14 protein-coding genes are annotated in these 18,545 nt (G+C 63.4%); 8 read left to right on the plus strand and 6 right to left on the minus strand.

The genetic code is table 11. The annotated features are described in order from the left end of the window. Positions 1-98: 98 nt before the first annotated feature. Positions 99-1,277, plus strand: coding sequence for a dipeptidase (locus OE747_RS14335; protein WP_263829257.1), 1,179 nt, complete (start codon positions 99-101; stop codon positions 1,275-1,277). Positions 1,278-1,307: 30 nt separating this feature from the next. On the opposite strand, the gene OE747_RS14340 is transcribed toward OE747_RS14335, so the two are convergent. From OE747_RS14340 to OE747_RS14350, 3 genes are all read right to left on the minus strand, one after another. Further along, the gene (locus OE747_RS14340) at positions 1,308-2,837 is read right to left on the minus strand and encodes a phospholipase D family protein (RefSeq protein ID WP_263829258.1); all 1,530 of its coding nucleotides are present in this window, start codon (positions 2,835-2,837) and stop codon (positions 1,308-1,310) included. A 314-nt stretch (positions 2,838-3,151) separates the two neighbouring features. Next, positions 3,152-4,048, minus strand: a complete 897-nt coding sequence (rpoH, locus tag OE747_RS14345) for an RNA polymerase sigma factor RpoH (protein WP_263829259.1) — start codon at positions 4,046-4,048, stop codon at positions 3,152-3,154. A gap of 151 nt (positions 4,049-4,199) precedes the next feature. After that, on the minus strand, positions 4,200-5,228 hold the full coding sequence (locus OE747_RS14350) for an RluA family pseudouridine synthase (RefSeq protein WP_263829260.1): 1,029 nt from the start codon (positions 5,226-5,228) through the stop codon (positions 4,200-4,202). Here OE747_RS14350 and OE747_RS14355 point away from each other — a divergent pair. From OE747_RS14355 to metG, 5 genes are all read left to right on the plus strand, one after another. Next, positions 5,227-5,544, plus strand: a complete 318-nt coding sequence (locus OE747_RS14355) for a DUF6476 family protein (RefSeq protein WP_263829261.1) — start codon at positions 5,227-5,229, stop codon at positions 5,542-5,544. The two genes, OE747_RS14350 and OE747_RS14355, sit on opposite strands and share 2 nt — an antisense overlap. A 293-nt stretch (positions 5,545-5,837) precedes the next feature. Beyond that, complete coding sequence (locus tag OE747_RS14360) at positions 5,838-7,052, plus strand: MFS transporter (protein ID WP_263829262.1); 1,215 nt, start codon at positions 5,838-5,840, stop codon at positions 7,050-7,052. A gap of 36 nt (positions 7,053-7,088) precedes the next feature. Beyond that, positions 7,089-7,685, plus strand: a complete 597-nt coding sequence (locus tag OE747_RS14365) for a YceI family protein (RefSeq protein WP_263829263.1) — start codon at positions 7,089-7,091, stop codon at positions 7,683-7,685. 77 nt (positions 7,686-7,762) lie between these two features. Next, entirely contained in the window at positions 7,763-8,986 is a 1,224-nt protein-coding gene (locus OE747_RS14370; RefSeq protein WP_263829264.1) for an MFS transporter, read from the plus strand. A gap of 82 nt (positions 8,987-9,068) precedes the next feature. Continuing rightward, on the plus strand, positions 9,069-10,787 hold the full coding sequence (metG, locus tag OE747_RS14375; RefSeq protein ID WP_263829265.1) for a methionine--tRNA ligase: 1,719 nt from the start codon (positions 9,069-9,071) through the stop codon (positions 10,785-10,787). A 127-nt stretch (positions 10,788-10,914) separates the two neighbouring features. Here the strand turns inward: metG and OE747_RS14380 are convergent, their stop codons facing one another. The 3 genes from OE747_RS14380 to OE747_RS14390 form a co-directional block, all read right to left on the minus strand. Next, on the minus strand, positions 10,915-12,237 hold the full coding sequence (locus tag OE747_RS14380) for an aspartate aminotransferase family protein (RefSeq protein ID WP_263829266.1): 1,323 nt from the start codon (positions 12,235-12,237) through the stop codon (positions 10,915-10,917). Beyond that, entirely contained in the window at positions 12,234-12,992 is a 759-nt protein-coding gene (locus OE747_RS14385) for a BKACE family enzyme (RefSeq protein ID WP_263829267.1), read from the minus strand. Before OE747_RS14385 ends, OE747_RS14380 begins: the two co-directional genes overlap by 4 nt. A 78-nt stretch (positions 12,993-13,070) precedes the next feature. Beyond that, on the minus strand, positions 13,071-14,024 hold the full coding sequence (locus OE747_RS14390; RefSeq protein ID WP_263829268.1) for a GlxA family transcriptional regulator: 954 nt from the start codon (positions 14,022-14,024) through the stop codon (positions 13,071-13,073). Between the two features lie 209 nt (positions 14,025-14,233). Between OE747_RS14390 and OE747_RS14395 the strand changes: the two genes are divergently transcribed. Beyond that, positions 14,234-15,406 carry an efflux RND transporter periplasmic adaptor subunit gene (locus tag OE747_RS14395; protein WP_263829269.1) on the plus strand — a complete coding sequence of 391 codons (1,173 nt, stop codon included), beginning with the start codon at positions 14,234-14,236 and terminating at the stop codon, positions 15,404-15,406. Positions 15,407-15,409: 3 nt separating this feature from the next. Next, the gene (locus tag OE747_RS14400; RefSeq protein WP_263829270.1) at positions 15,410-18,544 is read left to right on the plus strand and encodes an efflux RND transporter permease subunit; all 3,135 of its coding nucleotides are present in this window, start codon (positions 15,410-15,412) and stop codon (positions 18,542-18,544) included. The last annotated feature ends 1 nt before the right edge of the window (position 18,545 follow it).

Here is an 18,545-nt window from a genome sequence, read left to right on the forward strand (position 1 = left end):
ATACCGCCGCGCGAATCCGAGGGCCCGACGCAGGGTCAGTCTTTGTCCTGACATGTTCGCGGCATAGGCTGGCGCCAAATCGCATCAGGGAGAGGATCATGCGAAAGGTTCTGAAATGGGTGGCGCAGCTCATCGCGCTGGCGGTGGTGATCGGGGCGGTGGGGTTCTTCGGCTTTCTGCCCGCCTATGTCGAGGACACATCGAACAACGTGATCGACCACGCGCCCTATCCGGTCAGCGACCGCGCCGCCGCCCTGCACAGGACGTTGATCGTGGGCGACTGGCATGCCGACCCGCTGCTGTGGAGCCGCGATCTGAGCCAGCGCGGCAGCCGGGGCCAGGTCGATGTGCCGCGCCTGCTCGAAGGTAACGTGGCCTTGCAAGTCTTTACCGCCGTTACGAAATCGCCCGCCGGACTGAACTATGACAGCAACTCGGCCGAGGCGTTCGACAATATCACCCTGCTGGCGGTGGGCCAGCTCTGGCCGCTGCGCACCTGGACCAGCCTGCGCGAACGGGCGATCTGGCAGGCCGAAAAGCTGCACAAGGTCGAGGCCGCATCTGATGGGCGCCTCAAGATCATCAAGACCGCCGCCGATCTGGAGCAGGTGCTCGCCGCCAAGGCGCGCGGCGAGGAGGTGGTGGGCGGCATCCTGGGCATCGAGGGGGCGCATCCGCTCGAGGGCAATCTGGCCAATCTCGACCCGATCTATGACGCCGGGCACCGGGTCTATGGGCTGCAACATTTCTTCGACAACGAACTGGGCGGCTCACTGCATGGCGAGGCCGATACCGGCCTGACCGAATTCGGGCGCGCGGTGGTGACGGAACTGGCCCGCCGCCCGGTGGTGATCGACCTGGCCCATTCCAGCCAGCAGGTGGCGCGCGACGTGCTGGCGATGACCGACATGCCGCTGGTGGTCAGCCATGGCGGGCTGCACGGCCATTGCCCGGTGAAACGCAACTATCCCGACGAGCTGATGCGCGAGATCGCCGCCACCGGCGGGGTGATCGGCATGGGCTACTGGGCCGAGGTCGCCTGTGACGACATCACCCCCACCGGTATCGCCAGGATGATCGTCAAGGCGATCGAGACAGTGGGCGCCGATCACGTCTCGCTTGGGTCGGACTATGACGGTTCGGTGGAAACTGCTTTCGACACGTCTGAACTGGCGGCGCTTACCTCGGCGCTTCTGGATGCGGGCGTGAGTGAAGACCAGATCCGCAAGGTGATGGGCGAGAACATGGTCCGCGTCCTGCGCGCCAGGTTGCGTTAGGGACAGGCCAAAGTCGGACCGGCCGGATACTCAGAGTTGCGATCCGATAGGAAGCACGGCGTAGATTCCCGATACAACCTTTTCCCAGAACGATCCGGTAGGCTCGTAGTAGTAGATTCTATGCCTGTTGCCTTGTATCGTTTCCGTCCACGACATTCGCCCGCCCTCGGACAACCCTACGACATAGGTTTCATTCTTCAAGACCTGCCGCAGAGCTGCCGACGTCTCACTTGTGAACGCAGTTGAATCGATCAGGATCCCCATTTCTGTATTGATGTTCACGGATCTTGGGTCCCAGTTGAACGAGCCGACGAACAGATATCGGTCGTCAACGGTGAAAGCTTTGGCATGCAGGCCCGATCGGGACTCGCCCCAGTTGATACCGCGTTGCTGTTCCTGATCTGCATCGGGTTTCAGTTCGTACAGTTCGATACCACCATCCAGCAGGCTGCGACGGCTCTTGGCGTAATGTGCATAGACCGGTTTTACGTCGTTCGATGCCAGTGAGTTGGTAACAACAGTCACCTCCACCCCACGCGCCTCAAGCTCGCGAAGCCAATCCGTGCCAGGTCTGCGCGGTACGAAATAGGCCGATATTATTTCGACCTTGGATTGCGCATTGACAAAGTACCGCGTCAACTGAGACGCAAGGATTTCTTCGCCGCTATTCTTGCCGGCAGCTTTCGACGGCGGATCAGAATACATCTTCGCAGGAACCCACCTGAGCTTCAGCGTGGAGGGAGTGAAATTCTGGCGTCCGGCCTCGCGCACGACATCGGCATACTCCGTCTTCCGCGCGTCACCTATGATCTCTGCGAGCCGAGCGCGCGCATCCTCCAACCCTAACTCGTCAGGTTCGCCAACGACGGCCCGTGCTGGCACCGCGAAACTGCTGTTCCAGAACGCATCGAAATTGTTCGAAACCTCCCCGACAACAGGTCCCGCCACAAGAACGTCGAGATCAGCATAGTTCATTTCCCTTTTGGCAAGGAAATATTCATCACCTACGTTTCTGCCGCCCACGATGGACATGGCATTGTCGGCGGTCATCGACTTGTTGTGCATGCGTCGGTTGATCCGCCTGAAATCCGTGAGGCCCGCTACGATCAGGCTCTGGTCTCGCCAGAAAGGATTGAACAGTCGAATCTCGATGTTCTCATGAGAATCCAAGGCGGCAGTCGCGGCATCGTACCCCTTGGTATCCATGTCATCGAGCAAGAGGCGAACCCGGACCCCGCGATCCGCGGCCTCCAGCAGGCTCCATGCAAAGACCTGTCCGGTCAGGTCATTGTGCAGAAGATAGTATTGCGCGTCTATCGTCCTTTCCGCTGCCGCAGCCAGCGCCAGGCGTGCCGCAAAAGCTTCCTCGCCGTTTCCTATGAGCTTAACTCCCGAGCGCCCGTCGCCCGGATCACCAAGTTCCCGTACCGCGCGCGCCAGTTTCGTTCGCGTCGGCTGTTCCGGTGCATAAGAAGGTATTTGCTCGAATGTTCGGTTGCCCGTTGCGCACGCCGTGAGGAGCGGCAAAGCAATTCCTATCAGCAACAAAATCGCTCTCATAAATCCCCCGCGCAGTCTGTCTTCGGTGGTTCCATGGTCAGGCAAATCTGTCTTATGACAATCAGTGCCCCACACTAGTCAAAACGAAGAATGATGGTTTTGGCCCTCAACACAACAATCATACCGAAAGCAAAACCGTGGCGGGTTGTTCCTGCACCACTTGCGCATAAGGCGCGGAACACGGGACCGCAGCACAGAATACCGGCAGGGTCGATACAAAATGCGAAGTCGTGTCTGATCTGCGTCTGCGCACAAAGAAGGGCCCCACCGGGCCCCTCTCTTCATTCCGCCATAAATACTCACCTGCGGGCCGGTCAGGCCGGGATCAGCATGCCTTTTTCGCGGGCCAGGTCGCGCATGCGCTTTTGCAGCTTTTCAAAGGCGCGCACCTCGATCTGGCGGATGCGTTCGCGGCTGACCCCGTATTGCGCGCTCAGATCTTCCAGCGTCACCGGCTGGTCCATCAGGCGGCGCTGGGTCAGCACGTCCTTTTCCCGGTCGTTCAGCACGTCAAGCGCCGCAACCAGCAACTCGCGCCGCGCCTCCAGCTCATCCCGCTCTTCGTAATCGGTGGCCTGATCGGCATCCTCATCCTCGAGCCAGTCCTGCCACTGCATCGAGCCTTCGCCCTCGGCGCCCACGGTCGCGTTCAGCGACGCGTCGCCGCCCGACATGCGCCGGTTCATGCTGATCACGTCATCCTCGCTCACGCCCAGGTCCTTGGCGATCTGGCGCACGTTGTCGGGATGCAAATCGCCCTCTTCGAGGGCGCCGATCTTGGCCTTGGCCTTGCGCAGGTTAAAGAACAGCTTCTTTTGCGCGCTGGTGGTGCCCAGCTTCACCAGCGACCACGAGCGCAGGATGTATTCCTGGATCGCGGCACGGATCCACCACATGGCATAGGTCGCCAGACGGAACCCCTTTTCAGGGTCGAACCGCTTGACCGCCTGCATCAGGCCCACATTGGCCTCGGAAATCACCTCGGCCTGCGGCAGGCCATAGCCGCGATAGCCCATAGCGATCTTGGCCGCCAGCCGCAGGTGGCTGGTGACCATCTTGTGGGCCGCCGCGCTGTCCTGCTCTTCGACCCAGCGCTTGGCCAGCATGTATTCCTCTTCCGGTTCCAGCAGCGGGAACTTGCGGATTTCCTGCATGTAACGGTTCAGGCCGCCTTCGGGCGTAGGCGCCGGGAGATTTGCATAATTCGCCATTGTTCGTGTCCCTCCCATAATGTTTAAGGACTTAACATAGGATATGGGTCACCTTTATAGCCCATTCAAGTCCCAACCGGTACAGTAGTGATATTAAGCTTCGATTAAGAAAATGTGAGACCTTGGACATCACCTTGACGTGCGGATTGTTTCACCGTCCCCGCAGGGTGTCGAGCAAGGTTTCGAAATCCTGCGGCAGCGGAGAGTTGAACTGCATCGCATTGCCGGTAACCGGATGTTCAAATCCCAGGCTGGCGGCATGCAACGCCTGGCGGGGAAAACCCGCCACCGCCTCGACCGCCTCGGGCGACAGCGCCTTTGGCGACAGTTTGCGCCGCCCGCCATAGACCGGATCACCGAGCAGTCCGTGCCCGGCATGAGCCATATGCACACGGATCTGATGGGTACGGCCGGTTTCCAGCCAGCAGTCGATCAGCGAGACCGCTGCCGGGGCGCCAAAGCTTTCGACCACCCGCGCCCGTGTCACCGCGTGGCGGCCGCCATGAAAGACCACGGCCTGTTTCTGGCGGTCATGCGGGTGCCGGGCCAGCTGGGTGGTCAGGCGCAGCACATTGCCCGGCTCGAAACTGGCGCCTTTCACCCCGCGCAGGCGCGGATCGCTGCCATCGGGCACACCATAGCAAAGCGCCGAATAGTGGCGATCGACGCTATGCGCCTCGAACTGGGCCGCAAGGCCGTGATGCGCGGCGTCGCTCTTGGCCACTACCAGGAGGCCGCTGGTGTCCTTGTCGATCCGGTGCACGATGCCGGGCCGTTTCACGCCGCCCACCCCCGACAGATTGTCGCCGCAATGGGCCAGCAGCGCGTTGACCAGCGTGCCCGAGGGCGTGCCGGGTGCCGGATGCACCACCAGCCCGGCAGGCTTGTCGATCACGATCAGATCATCGTCTTCGAAGACCACGTCGAGCAAGATGGGTTCGGGTGCGATATGGCTCTCATCAGCTTCCTCGATGGCGATCTTCACCCGGGCGCCTTCGTCGATGCGCGCCTTGGGGTCGGTGATCACCTGCCCGTCGACCGAAACGGCCCCTTCGGCGATCAGCCGGGCCAGACGCGTGCGCGACAGGGCGGCGGCGTCTGGCACATCGCGAGAAAGCGCCTTATCAAGGCGGGGCGGCGGTGCGGCCGCGATGTCGAATTCCACGATGCGGGTGCCCATGAACGTTCCTTCCGATCCCGAGATACCGCAGGAAACCCCGCAGCTGAAACTGCTGCGGCGCATGGTCATGGCATTGACCGCGGTGATGATTGGCGGGGTTCTAGTAACATTCGCGCTGATTGTCATCCGCCTGAGCGACAGAACCCCGACACTGCCCGAACAGGTCGAATTGCCGGACGGGGCCCGGGCGCTTGCCGTGACCATCGGATCCAATTGGTACGCGGTTGTCACCGATGACAACCGCATCCTGATCTTTGACAAGACCACCGGAAAACTGCGGCAGTCAGTGCCCCTTGCGGCTGAACGATCGGATTAGGCACTATCCTTTGGTATAGCGGCGCTATCCCCTTGAGCTTTGGCACCTGCCGCTGCCGTTTGCTACTTGTGTGTTAGCGAAACATCGCCACTCACCAAGCGTCAGGCCCGCAACAAAGGGGAGGTTGCGGGTCTGTCCGGTTCTTCACGGCATAGATATTGCATGTGACACGCGCGTGACGCGGACAGATGGCCCTTGCCGCAAACCCAAGCGCGCCCGGAGCAGCGACCGGGCGCTTTGCGATGCCGAAAAAGTCACTGGTGCATTTGCTTGACCGGCCCTAGCGTGCCGGCATGACACATCCGGTTCACGACAGCGCCTATTCCTGGTTCCGCCTTGCCATCACCCTGGCAATAGCGGCGGTATCCTCTGCCGGTATGTGGGCGGTGATCGTTGTGATGCCCGCGATCGAGGCGCAATTCGGCACCGGCCGGGCAGCCTCGTCGATGCCCTATACGCTGACGATGATCGGATTTGCCTTTGGCAACATGTGGCTGGGACGTCTGGTCGACCGCATGGGCGTGACCCGCGCCCTGATCGGCGCGGCGCTGCTGTCGGCGCTGAGCTATCTGCTGGCGACCCTGGCACCAACCATCCTGTTGCTCTCGGTGACGCATCTGCTGATGGGGCTGGGCACCGCGATCGGATTTGGGCCGCTGATGGCGGATATCTCGCACTGGTTCATGCGCCGGCGCGGCATTGCCGTGGCGGTGGTGGCCAGCGGCAACTACCTGGCCGGTGCCATCTGGCCTGCCCTGATGGCCGATGTGCTGGCCGGGCGCGGCTGGCAGGCGGTGTATCTGTCGCTGGCGGTGCTGACACTGGCGGTGGTGATCCCGCTGTCGCTGGTGCTGCGCCGCAGGCTGCCGGACGAGGCGCATCTGGCCGCCGCCGCCACCGCTCAGGTCAACGCGCGCAGTGTCGGGCTCGGCCCCCGGCCGCTGCAATACCTGCTGGGCATCGCCGGGATCGGCTGTTGCGTGGCGATGTCGATGCCTCAGGTCCATATCGTGTCCTATTGCGTCGGGCTGGGCTATGGCCCGGCGGTGGGGGCTGAGATGCTGTCGCTGATGCTCTTGGGTGGCGTGGTGAGCCGGATCGTGTCCGGCCTTGTCGCCGACCGCCTGGGCGGGCTCAGGACCCTGCTCATCGGCTCGGTGCTGCAATGCGCGGCGCTGTTCCTGTTCCTGCCTTATGACGGGATGGTGCCGCTTTACGTGATCAGCACGCTCTTTGGTCTGAGCCAGGGCGGCATCGTGCCCAGCTATGCACTGATCGTGCGCGAATACATGCCTCCGCGCGAGGCCGGTGCCCGGGTGGGCTTTGTCCTGATGATGACCATTCTGGGCATGGCGCTTGGCGGCTGGATGTCGGGCTGGATCTACGATCTGACCTCCAGCTATCAGCTCGCCTTCATAAACGGCATCGCCTGGAACGCACTCAACATCGCCATCGCGCTCTGGCTGCTGTCGCGGTCCCGGCCGCGGGCACAGGCGGTTCCCGCCTGACATCTCTCCGGACAAGGGCACAAAGGAGGTCGTTCCATGCCCCTGCTCACCCGCCGCGCCCTGCTTTCCGTTTTCCTGCTGTTGCCCGCGTGGCGACCTGCGGCCGCCGCCCCGGTCCGCTATGTTCTGGATCAAGACCGGTCCGAGGTCGGCTTCAGCTTCGATCTTGCCGGGACACGGCTGCGCGGCACCATGCCGGTGGCCCGCGCCGAGGTGCTGGTCGATCTCAATGACCTGAGCCGCAGCAATGTCGATGTCACGCTTGATGTCGCCAAGGCCCGGGTCGCGCTGCCGCTGGCGCGGCAGGCGATGCTGGGACCCGAGGTCCTGTGGGCCGAACGCTATCCCGAGATTCGGTTTGTTTCGGCCCGCGTCAGACTTGGACCCGAAGGCCGAATCTCTGAGGGCGCCGAAATCGTCGGCCACCTGACCATCCGGGATGTCACCCGGCCCGTGACGCTGCGAGCGGCGCTTTACCGTCAGCCCGGAAGCCCGCCCGAGGATCTGGATCTCCTCGAAATCCGGCTGACTGGCAGTATCAGCCGCCGTGCCTTTGGCGCATCGGGCCGCGCCGATATCGTGCGGGACCGGGTCGACCTGGACATAACCGCCACGATCCGGCGCGCGGAATGACAAAAGGGTCGAAATCGACCTCAAAACGTCGATAAATCAGAGGACAGTTCTGCCCCGCCCCATTACCAGCCAAGACCATGCGCACAATCATTTCCTTTGCCGCCCTGTTCCTGTCCGTCATCCTGCTGCAACTCTCGACCGGCGGTGTCGGGCCGCTGGATGCGATTTCAGGCTTCACGCTGGGTTTCTCCAAAGGAGAGATCGGCATGCTGGGTTCGGCGCATTTCTTCGGCTTTTTCATCGGATGCTGGTGGGCGCCGCGCCTGATGGGGTCGGTCGGCCATTCGCGCGCCTTTGCCGCCTGCACCGCCCTGGGCGCCATGGGGTTGATCGGCCATACCCTGACCGAGGATCCCTATGCCTGGGCCGTGATGCGGGTCGCGTCGGGCATCTGCGTCGCGGGCTGCTATACGGTGATTGAGGCCTGGCTTAACGCCAAGCTAACCAACGAGATCCGTGGTCGCGCCATGGGCACCTACCGGATCGCCGATTCCGGCGCTTCGCTCTGTGCGCAGCTGATTATCGCGGTGCTGCCGCCTGCCGCCTACGTGTCCTACAACCTGCTGGCGATCCTGTGCTGTGCGGCGCTTCTGCCGCTGACGCTGAGCAAGGCGTCCCAGCCCGAAACCCCCGACGCCCCGCGTCTGCGGCCCGGGTTGGCCTGGGCTTGTTCGCCGCTCGCCGTCGCCGGTGTGATTGTGGCCGCCGTCAGTTCCGCCTCGTTCCGGATGGTCGGACCGGTCTATGGTCAGGAGGTTGGGCTGGCGGTGAACCAGATCGCCTTCTTCCTTGCCGCCTTTGTGCTGGGCGGGGTAGCGGCGCAATACCCGGTCGGGTGGCTGGCCGACAAGTATGACCGCCGCTGGGTGCTGATCTGGGTCTCGGTCGCGGCGATGGGCGCCTGTGGTGTGATCGCGGCGGCCGGTGACACCGGCACATTGGGCGTGATGCTGGCGGCGGGGCTGTTCGGCTTTACTTCCTTCCCGATCTTCTCGATCTCGGCGGCCCATGCCAACGACTTCGCCACTTCGGAACAGCGCGTGGAACTGTCGGCGGCGCTGATGTTCTGGTACGCGCTCGGCGCCATCGCCGCGCCTTACCTTGCCTCGACCCTGATCGAAGGGTTCGGACCGCCCGCGCTCTTTGGCCTGATCGCCACCGCGCATCTGTTCCTGATCGGCTTTGGCCTGACCCGCATGCGCGCCCGGCCCACGCCCGAGGAGCGCACCAGCTATGTGTTCTCGCCCCGGACCTCGTTCACCATCGGGCGCCTTCTGAAACGCTCGCGCGAAGAGAATTAAGGGCCTGCCCCGAAAAGGGGGATTTCTCCCCCTGCCCGCCTGCGCTAAAGGAAGCCCACACGATTTTCGCGGAAGTGGGACTATGGCACGTATTCTGATCACCTCGGCGATCCCTTATATCAACGGGATCAAGCACCTCGGCAATCTGGTGGGTTCGCAGCTGCCCGCCGATCTCTATGCGCGCTATCAGCGCGGCCGGGGCAATGAGGTGATGTTCCTCTGCGCCACCGACGAGCACGGCACCCCCGCCGAGCTGGCAGCTGCCAAGGCGGGCAAGCCGGTTGCCGAGTATTGCGCCGAGATGCACGGGGTACAGGCCGATATCGCCCGCCGCTTTGGCCTGAGCTTCGACCATTTCGGGCGCTCTTCGAGCCCGCAGAACCACAGGCTGACCCAGCATTTCGCAGGCAAGCTGGCCGAGAACGACCTGATCCGCGAAGTGAGCGAGCGGCAGGTCTATTCCAATGCCGATGGCCGGTTCCTGCCCGACCGCTATATCGAGGGCACCTGCCCCAATTGCGGTTACGACAAGGCGCGCGGCGACCAGTGCGAGAATTGCACCAAGCAGCTGGACCCGACCGACCTGATCGAGCCGCGCTCGGCCATTTCCGGATCGACGGATCTGGAGGTGCGCGAGACCAAGCACCTCTACCTGCGTCAGTCTGCGCTCAAGGATCAGCTCGACGCCTGGATCGACTCGAAAACCGACTGGCCGTTGCTGACCACTTCGATCGCCAAGAAATGGCTGCATGACGGCGACGGCTTGCAGGATCGCGGCATCACCCGCGATCTGGACTGGGGCATCCCGGTGAAGAAGGGCGAGCAGGACTGGCCGGGGATGGAGGGCAAGGTCTTCTATGTCTGGTTCGACGCGCCGATCGAGTACATCGCCTGCGCGGGCGAATGGGCCCAGGCGCATGGCAAGAGCGACGCGGAATGGGAACGCTGGTGGCGCACCGACAAGGGTGCGGATGACGTGCGCTATGTGCAGTTCATGGGCAAGGACAACGTGCCCTTCCACACGCTGAGCTTTCCGGCCACCCTGATCGGCTCGGGCGAGCCGTGGAAGATGGTCGATCACCTGAAATCCTTCAACTACCTGAATTACGATGGCGGTCAGTTCTCGACCTCGCAGGGTCGTGGCGTGTTCATGGATCAGGCGCTGGAGATCCTGCCCGCCGACTATTGGCGCTGGTGGCTCTTGTCCCATGCGCCGGAAAACAGCGACAGCGAATTCACCTGGGAGAACTTCCAGGCCAGCGTGAACAAGGACCTGGCCGATGTGCTGGGCAATTTCGTCAGCCGGATCACCAAGTTCTGCCGCTCGAAGTTCGGCGAGGAAGTGCCCGAGGGCGGCACCTATGGCCCGCAGGAAGAGGCGCTGATCGCGGAACTGACGACGCGGGTGCGCGCCTACGAGGGGCATATGGAGGCGATGGAGGTCCGCAAGTCGGCGCAGGAGTTGCGCGCGATCTGGGCGGCAGGCAATGAGTATCTGCAAAGCGCCGCTCCCTGGACCCTGTTCAAGACCGACCCGGTGCAGGCGGCGGCGCAGGTGCGGCTGGGTCTGAACCTGATCCGGCTTTACGCGGTGCTCTCGGCCCCGTTCATTCCCGCCTCCTCGGCGCGGATGCTGGAGGCGATGCAGACGACAGACGACAGCTGGCCCGAGGATGTTGCAGGCGCGCTGAGCGTTCTGGCCCCGGGTCACGCCTTCACGGTGCCCGAAGTCCTGTTTGCCAAGATCTCGGACGAGGATCGCGAAGACTGGCAGCAGCGGTTTTCCGGCGTGCGGTCCTGACCGCACGACAAGGTTTCACCGAAACCTTGTAAACACGATTTGATTCAAATCGTGTTCCAGCGCCTTTCCAAGGCGCTGGAGACAGGAATTTACTACAAATTCCTGCCCCGTTCAGCCGCTGTGCTTGTCAACGCAACACGTCCTCAAGTGCGGCCTGAAGTCTTTGGGCGATCAGCCCGGCATCCGCCTCGGCCATGACAAACGGCGGCGCCAGCAGAACGTGGTCACCATTGCGCCCGTCACGGGTCCCGGGCATCGGGTAGCAGATCAGCCCCTGCGCCATGGCGGCTTTCTTGAGCTTGCCCGCCACGCCTTTCGCCGGGTCAAACGACACCTTGCCATCGCGATCGACGACCAGCTCCACGCCCCAGAACAGCCCCCGGCCTCGGATGTCGCCCACGTTGGGATGCTGGCCAAACGCCTTGCGCAACTCCCGTTCCATGACCGGTTCCAGCGCCCGCACCCGCGCAGGCAGGTCACGCTCCAGCATCTCACGCAACACCGCCAGCCCGGCGGCGGTGGCAACCGGGTGGCCGATATAGGTATGCCCGTGCTGGAAAAAGCCCGAGCCACTGGCGATGGCGTCATAGATCGCCCCCGAGCACAGCATCGCCCCCACCGGCTGGTAGCCCGCCCCCAGCCCCTTGGCGATGGTGACGATATCGGGCCGCACTCCCTCGCCCATGCAGGCAAAGAGATGACCGGTGCGCCCCATGCCACACATCACCTCGTCCAGGATCAGGAGCACGCCATACTTGTCACAGATCTCGCGGATGCGGGCGAAATACCCTTCGACCGCAGGCACCGCACCCAGGGTTGCGCCCACCACCGGCTCGGCGATAAACCCCATCACCGTGTCAGCGCCCAGCCGCAGGATCTCGGCCTCCAGCTCGTCCGCGGCGCGGCGTCCATACTCGGCGAGGCTCTCGCCCTCGGCCCGCTCGGCATATTCATAGCAAGGCGCGATATGGCTGACCCCAATCAACAGCGGATCAAACTGCGCCCGCCGCCAGGCATTGCCGCCCGCCGCCAGCGCCCCCAGCGTGTTGCCGTGATAGCTCTGCCGCCGGGCGATCAGGTGGCGCCGTTCGGGTTGCCCCACTTCCAGATAGTACTGCCGCGCCAGCTTGATCGCAGCCTCGATCGCCTCGGATCCGCCCGAGACGAAATAGACGCGCTCGATTCCCTCCGGCGCGTTGGCGATCAAGAGATCGGCCAGATCCTCGGCCGGATCAGAGGTGAAAAAGCCGGTATGGGCAAAGGCCAGCCGGTCCACCTGATCCTTGATCGCCTGTTTCACGCGGTCGTTGGAATGGCCAAGGCAGGACACCGCCGCCCCACCCGAGGCGTCGAAATAGCGCTTGCCGGTGCTGTCTATGAGGTAACAGCCCTCGCCGCCCACGGCAGTGGGCAGTTGCGCGTGACAGTGACGGGGGAAGACATGGCTCATGCCGCTTTCCTTTCCAGATGATGCCGCAGGGATGCCACCGCGGCGGAATTATCGGGCCAGGGGGTGCCATCGGGCGACAGCAAGTTGTTTTCAAAGCCGACGCGCAGGACCTCGGCACCCGCGCGCGCTCCGGCCAGCAGGCAGGCCTGTTCCTGCGGACCAAAGGCACACAGGCCCAGCCGCAAACCATCCAGCGCCGGGGCAAGTGCGGCCAGTTCCTCGGGCCGCCCCGCCCGCGGCGGCGCATAGGCGCCCAGTACGCAGATCACCTCGTCCTGCTCGGCGCGGATGATGCCCGTCGCCCGGCTCTGCGCCAACAGGTCCAGATCGCCGCGGTCATAGGCGATATGCTGAAGGCGGATGCCCTGATCGGCGGCCAGTGCATAAAGGCGCGGTGCCAGATCCGGATCGCGGGCGATTTCGCGCAGCGAGACGCTGGCCCAGGCCGGGCGCAGCGCGTCGAGACAGGCATATTGCTCGGTCGGGCTGTAGATACCCGCCGCCTCGGTGGTGATCTGCACCGCAATGCCCGGCACGGAGCGCGCCAGTTCAGTCAGCGCCTCGCGATAGAGGCCCGCATCCAGCGAGTGCATACCGGATGTGTCGCGGATATGCAGATGCAAGGCATCGGCCCCGGCCGCGTGGCAGAGGCGGGCCTCCGCCACGATCTCTACGAGGTCGAGCGGCAGGCGGACATGATCTTCCTTGCCACGCCGCGCCCCGTTTGGGGCAACCATAATCAGGGGTTGGGTCATTGGACCTCCATCGGTATCGAGCTTAACCTACGACAGGGGCTCGAAACCAACTTGATCAGAAACGACACACTGATTGATCTAATTCGACAAACGATCCTGCGATGGCAACAGGCCGAACACCCGCTTGTATGCACGGCCGAACCCTGCCGGACCATAGCCGTAGTCGAGCGCGATCTCGGTCAGGCTGCGACGGCCCGTCTGCACCTCGGCCCGCGCCTCGGTCAGGCGGAGTTCCGTATAGAGCGCATTGGGCGTCTTGCCGAACTGCTGCGCAAAGACGCGCTCGAGCCTGCGCTCGCTTACCCCTTGAACGCGCGCTATGTCGGCGATGGGCATCGGCGAGAACAGATTGGCGCGCATCAGGCGCAGGGCGGCAAAGGCGACGGGATCAACCGTCTCGAACCGCATCTCAAGCGCGCGCCGCTGCTGGACCTGACCGCTGCGCATCGCGTCGATCACCAGCCGGGCGGCGATTTCGTCGGCGACCTCGGCGCCCAGATCGCGCCGCAGCACGCTGAGCATCATGTCGGTCGCGGCCCCGCCCCCCGCACAGGTCATCATCGGGCCATCCGTCAGGAACAAGGAGGCGCTGACTTTGACCTGCGGGTGGCAATCGCGCAGATAGGCGACGTCCTCCCAATGGGCAGCCACACGGCGACCGTCCAGAATGCCCGCCTGCGCCAGCCGCACCACGCCCGACGAAATGCCCCAGACCGGGTGCCCCCGGCGCACCCAACGCCGGATCAGGGCCGCCAGCGCCGGTTCCGCGCTGCGATTGGCGCGCACGCCTGCCACGACCACGACAACAGACCGGGGCGGCACCTGCGCGGCGGCAAAATCAGGAATCAGCCGGAACCCGTTCGAGGCTGCCACAGGCTCACCCGACAGGCTGGCGGCGCTATAGGTATAGCCCGAGCCCGGACGCACCCGCTCGACCAGGCGTAGCGCCTCGACCGCCGAAGAAAACGCCTGCATGGTGAAGCCTTCGTCGAGGACAAAAACAAAATGCCTGCCGTCATCGGGCCTGCTCATGGCGGTCTCCCGCTTTCTTCAGATCCGTCAAGACTAGACCCCGCCAACCCCGCAGGGAACCCCACACCGCGCCCTGGCATACAAGGTCACGGTTTGCTTGAGAATTCCGGCCGTTGCGGTCATTGTCGATACAAACCCTGATCGACTCGGAGCGCAGATCGGCGAACCCGGGCGATATCGGCCAAGACACTTTATTGAAGAGGTTCTCCATGCCAGGCACTTTTTCCTTTTTCGGATTTTCCAGAGCGGGCGCGGGGCGGCGGGCAACGACCCTCTCTCTCGTACTGGGCCTTGGTCTTGCCTGTTCCGCATCGGCGCAATCGTCCGACCAACCCGCCCCCAAAGTATCCGTGGCTGCCGCTTATTCGCAGGACATCACGCAGGAGGCGGTGTTTATCGGCCGGGGCGAAGCCATCGACAAGGTTGATATCGTGGCCCGCGTGAACGGCTTTCTCGAAGAGCGCAAGGTCGAGGATGGCAGCCTTGTGAACGAGAATGACCTGCTGTTCCGCATCGAACCCGACCTCTATCAAGCGACGCTTGACGCCCGCAAGGCGGACCTGGACAAAGCCCAGGCCAATCTGGAACTGGCCAAGGTGGAACTGGCGCGCAAGGAAGAATTGCTGCGGCGTGAGGCAACCCCGGCCTCCGAGGTCGATATCGCCCGCGCCAACGAACTGGTGGCCGAAGCGGCGGTAAAATCGGCGCAAGCGGCGATCCAGCAGGCCGAGCTTGACCTCAGCTATACCGAGATCCGCGCGCCCTTCCCGGGCCGCATGGGGCGCGTCGCCACCTCGGAAGGCGATGTGGTGGGGCCCAGCAACCCTCCGCTTGTGACCCTGGTGCGCGAGACGCCCATCTATGTCAGCTTCGCCCTGAACGAAAAACAGCTGGTCAATGTGCTTCAGGAACTGGGGGAAACCACGGACAGCCTGGCCCATAGCCAGCGCAGCCCCGATGTGCATGTGACCCTGCCCAACGGTACCAACCTGGATGAAACCGGACGTATCGTGTTCATCGACAACCGGATCGACCCGCTGACCGGCGCCATTATCCTGCGCGCCGAATTCGCCAACGAGAAACGGCTGATCGTGGACGGCTCCTTTGTGCATGTGCGCATTTCGGCGCTGGAGCCGACAACACAGGTCCTGGTCCCCCAGGCGGCCTTGCAGCGCGACCAGCGCGGCGAGTTTGCGCTGGTGGTCAATGACAAGCAGATGGTCGAACAACGCTATGTTACCACCGGCGACACGGTCGGCAACGCCATCATCGTGCTGGACGGCATGCGCGAAGGTGAAAGCGTCATCGTCGAAGGCCTGCAACGCGTCCGACCCGGTGTGGCCGTCGACGCCGTCGTGGCCGCCGAACAGCCCAAGGAATAAGCCATGTTCTCGGCGCTTTTCATCAGCAGGCCGAAACTGGCCTTTGTCATCTCTCTGGTTCTGACCATCATGGGGGCCATCGGCTACATGGCCCTGCCGGTCGCCCAGTTCCCGGATATCACACCGCCGGTGGTCAGTGTCTCGGCCAACTATACCGGCGCCAACGCGGAAACGGTTGAAAACGCGGTGGCCGCCCCGATCGAGGCGCAGGTCAACGGCGTCGACGACATGCTCTACATGACGTCCAGCTCGGCCGACAACGGATCGTATTCGCTGAGCGTGACCTTCGAGGTCGGCACCGATCCCGACATCGCCTCGGTCAACGTGCAGAACCGGGTGGCGCAGGCGCTGTCCGCGCTGCCGACCGAGGTGACGAATTCGGGCGTGGTGACCCAGAAGTCTTCGACCAACATGCTGATGGTTGTCACGCTCACTTCGCCCAACGACACATATGACAGCGTTTTCCTGTCGAACTACGCCTCGATCAACCTCAAGGACGCGCTGGCGCGGGTTCAGGGGGTGGGCAAGGCCGACGTGCTGACCGACCTGAAATATGCCATGCGCATGTGGATGGACCCGGACAAGATGGCCGCATTGGGGATCACCCCCGGCGACCTGATCGGCGCCATCCGGGAACAGAACCTCGAAGTATCGGCGGGCCAGATCGGTGCACCGCCTGCGCCCGAGGGTCAGACCTTTCAGTACACGATCAAATCCAAGGGCCGCCTGAGTTCGGTCCAGGAATTCGAGAATATCGTGGTAAGGACCGGCGATGCCGGGGCGATCGTGCGGGTCCGGGATATCGCCCGTGTCGAACTGGGAGCCCAGTTCTATAACGCGTCCGGATATTTCCAGGGCAAGCAGGCGACGATCCTGGCGATCTATCAGGCGCCGGGTGCCAACGCGCTGGCGGTGTCCGAGCGTGTCACCGCCGAGCTGGAACGGCTCTCGCGGGCCTTTCCAGCCGATGTCGAATACGAGATTCCCTTCAACACCACCGACTTTGTCGAACAGTCGCTGAATGACGTGGTCTCGACCCTGATGCTGACTTTTGTTCTGGTGGTGTCGGTGGTATTCGTCTTCCTGGGAAGCTGGCGGGCCACACTGGTTCCGGCAGTGGCGATCCCGGTCTCTCTGATCGGCACCTTCGCCTTTCTTCTGGCCTTTGGCATGTCGCTCAACACCATTTCGCTGTTTGCACTGGTGCTGGCCATCGGCATCGTGGTGGACGATGCCATCGTAGTGGTGGAAAACGTCGAACGTATCATCGCCGAAGAGGGGTTGAGCCCGCCCGAGGCGACGCGCAAGGCGATGGGCCAGATCACCGGCCCGGTGATCGCGACCACGCTGGTGCTGCTGGCGGTGTTTGTTCCGGTCACCTTCATGCCGGGCATCACCGGACGGCTCTATTCGCAGTTCGCCATCACCATTTCGACCGCGGTCGTGATCTCCTCGATCAACGCGCTGACCCTGTCGCCGGCCCTTTGCGGGTTGGTGCTCAAGGCCCGCTCCGGCCCGCCCACCGGCCTCCTGGCCCTGTTCGAAGGGGTCATTGGCAAGACCCGCGACGGCTATGTCGCCATCGTGCGCAAGCTGCTGATCGTGCCGGTCGTCTCGCTTGGCATCATCGCGGCGCTGGGTGTGGGAACCGGGACCCTGTTCGGCAATACCTCCAAAGGGTTCCTGCCGCTGGAGGATAACGGCTATCTGTTTGTCGACGTGCAATTGCCGGACGCCGCCACGCTGGCGCGGACCGAAACGGTCACCGACCGGCTGAACGAACAGTTCCGGGCCATTGACGGTGTCGCCAACACTGTTCTGGTCAACGGGTTTTCGATGCTGAACGGCGTGACCCCGAATGGCGCCATGATCATCGTCAACCTCAAGAACTGGAGCGAACGGCAAGACGAGCATCTGAGCGCAAACGCGATCCTGGACCAGATCCTGGCCATCGCCTGGGGCGAAAGCGCGGCTTCGATCGTGGCCTTCAACCCGCCCCCGATCCAGGGCCTGGGCATGTCGGCAGGCGTCGAGATGGAGGTTCAGCAGACCGGCGGCGGCTCGGCCCAGGATCTGGCCTCGGCCGTCGGTTCGCTGGTCTATGCCGCCAACCAGCGCCCCGAGATCGCGCAAAGCTACACCACCTTCCGTGCGAACGTGCCGCAGCTCTTTGTCGATCTGGATCGCGAAAAGGCCAAGACTCTGCAAGTCTCGGTGGCCGAGGTGTTCCAGACCATGCAGGCGCATCTGGGATCGTATTACGTCAACGACTTCAACCTGTTCGGGCGGGTCTACCGGGTGATGATCCAGGCCGAGGGCAGCTATCGCGACAAGGTCGAGGATATCGGCAACCTCTACGTCCGTTCCACCAAGGGCGAGATGGTGCCGCTGGGCACGCTGGTCGATGTCGAAAACGTGCTCGGGCCGGTGCTGCTCAAACGGCATAACCTGTTCCGCTCCGCCACGGTGACGGCGGTTCCCACCCCTGGCCTGTCCACCGGTGACGCGATCCAGGTGATGACCGAGGAAACGGCCAACGCCCTGCCCCCCGGATATGCCTTTGAATGGACCGGCACCGCGCAGCAACAGTTGAGTTCGAGCGGGATGGTCCAGGTGATCCTGGGTCTGGCGGTGTTGTTCGGTTACCTGTTCCTGGTCGGGCAATACGAAAGCTGGTCGATGCCCGTCTCGATCCTGCTGTCGGTCATCGTCGCGATGTTCGGTGCGGTGCTGGCGGTCGCCATCGTCGGGTCGGATATCAACCTTTATACCCAGATCGGCATGATCATGCTGGTCGGCATGGCCTCCAAGAACGGTATCCTGATCGTGGAATTCGCGATGGAACAGCGCGCCAAGGGGATGAGCATCCGCGAAGCTGCCGCCGAGGCGGCGCATCAGCGCTTTCGCGCGGTGATGATGACGGCGCTGTCCTTCCTCCTGGGGGTGGTACCGTTGCTGACCGCCAACAGCGCCGGTGCCGCCAGCCAGAAGGCGATCGGCACGGCGGTGTTTGGCGGCATGCTGGCCGCGACGGTGATCGGTGTCGTTCTGGTGCCGGTGCTTTATGCGGTGATGCAGGGCGTGCGCGAGCGCATCAAGGGCAGCCCCAAGACGCCGCCCCCAACCGCCGCCGAATGAC

It is taken from the genome of Ruegeria aquimaris (genome assembly GCF_025751555.1).
Classification (GTDB): Bacteria; Pseudomonadota; Alphaproteobacteria; order Rhodobacterales; family Rhodobacteraceae; genus Ruegeria_B; species Ruegeria_B aquimaris.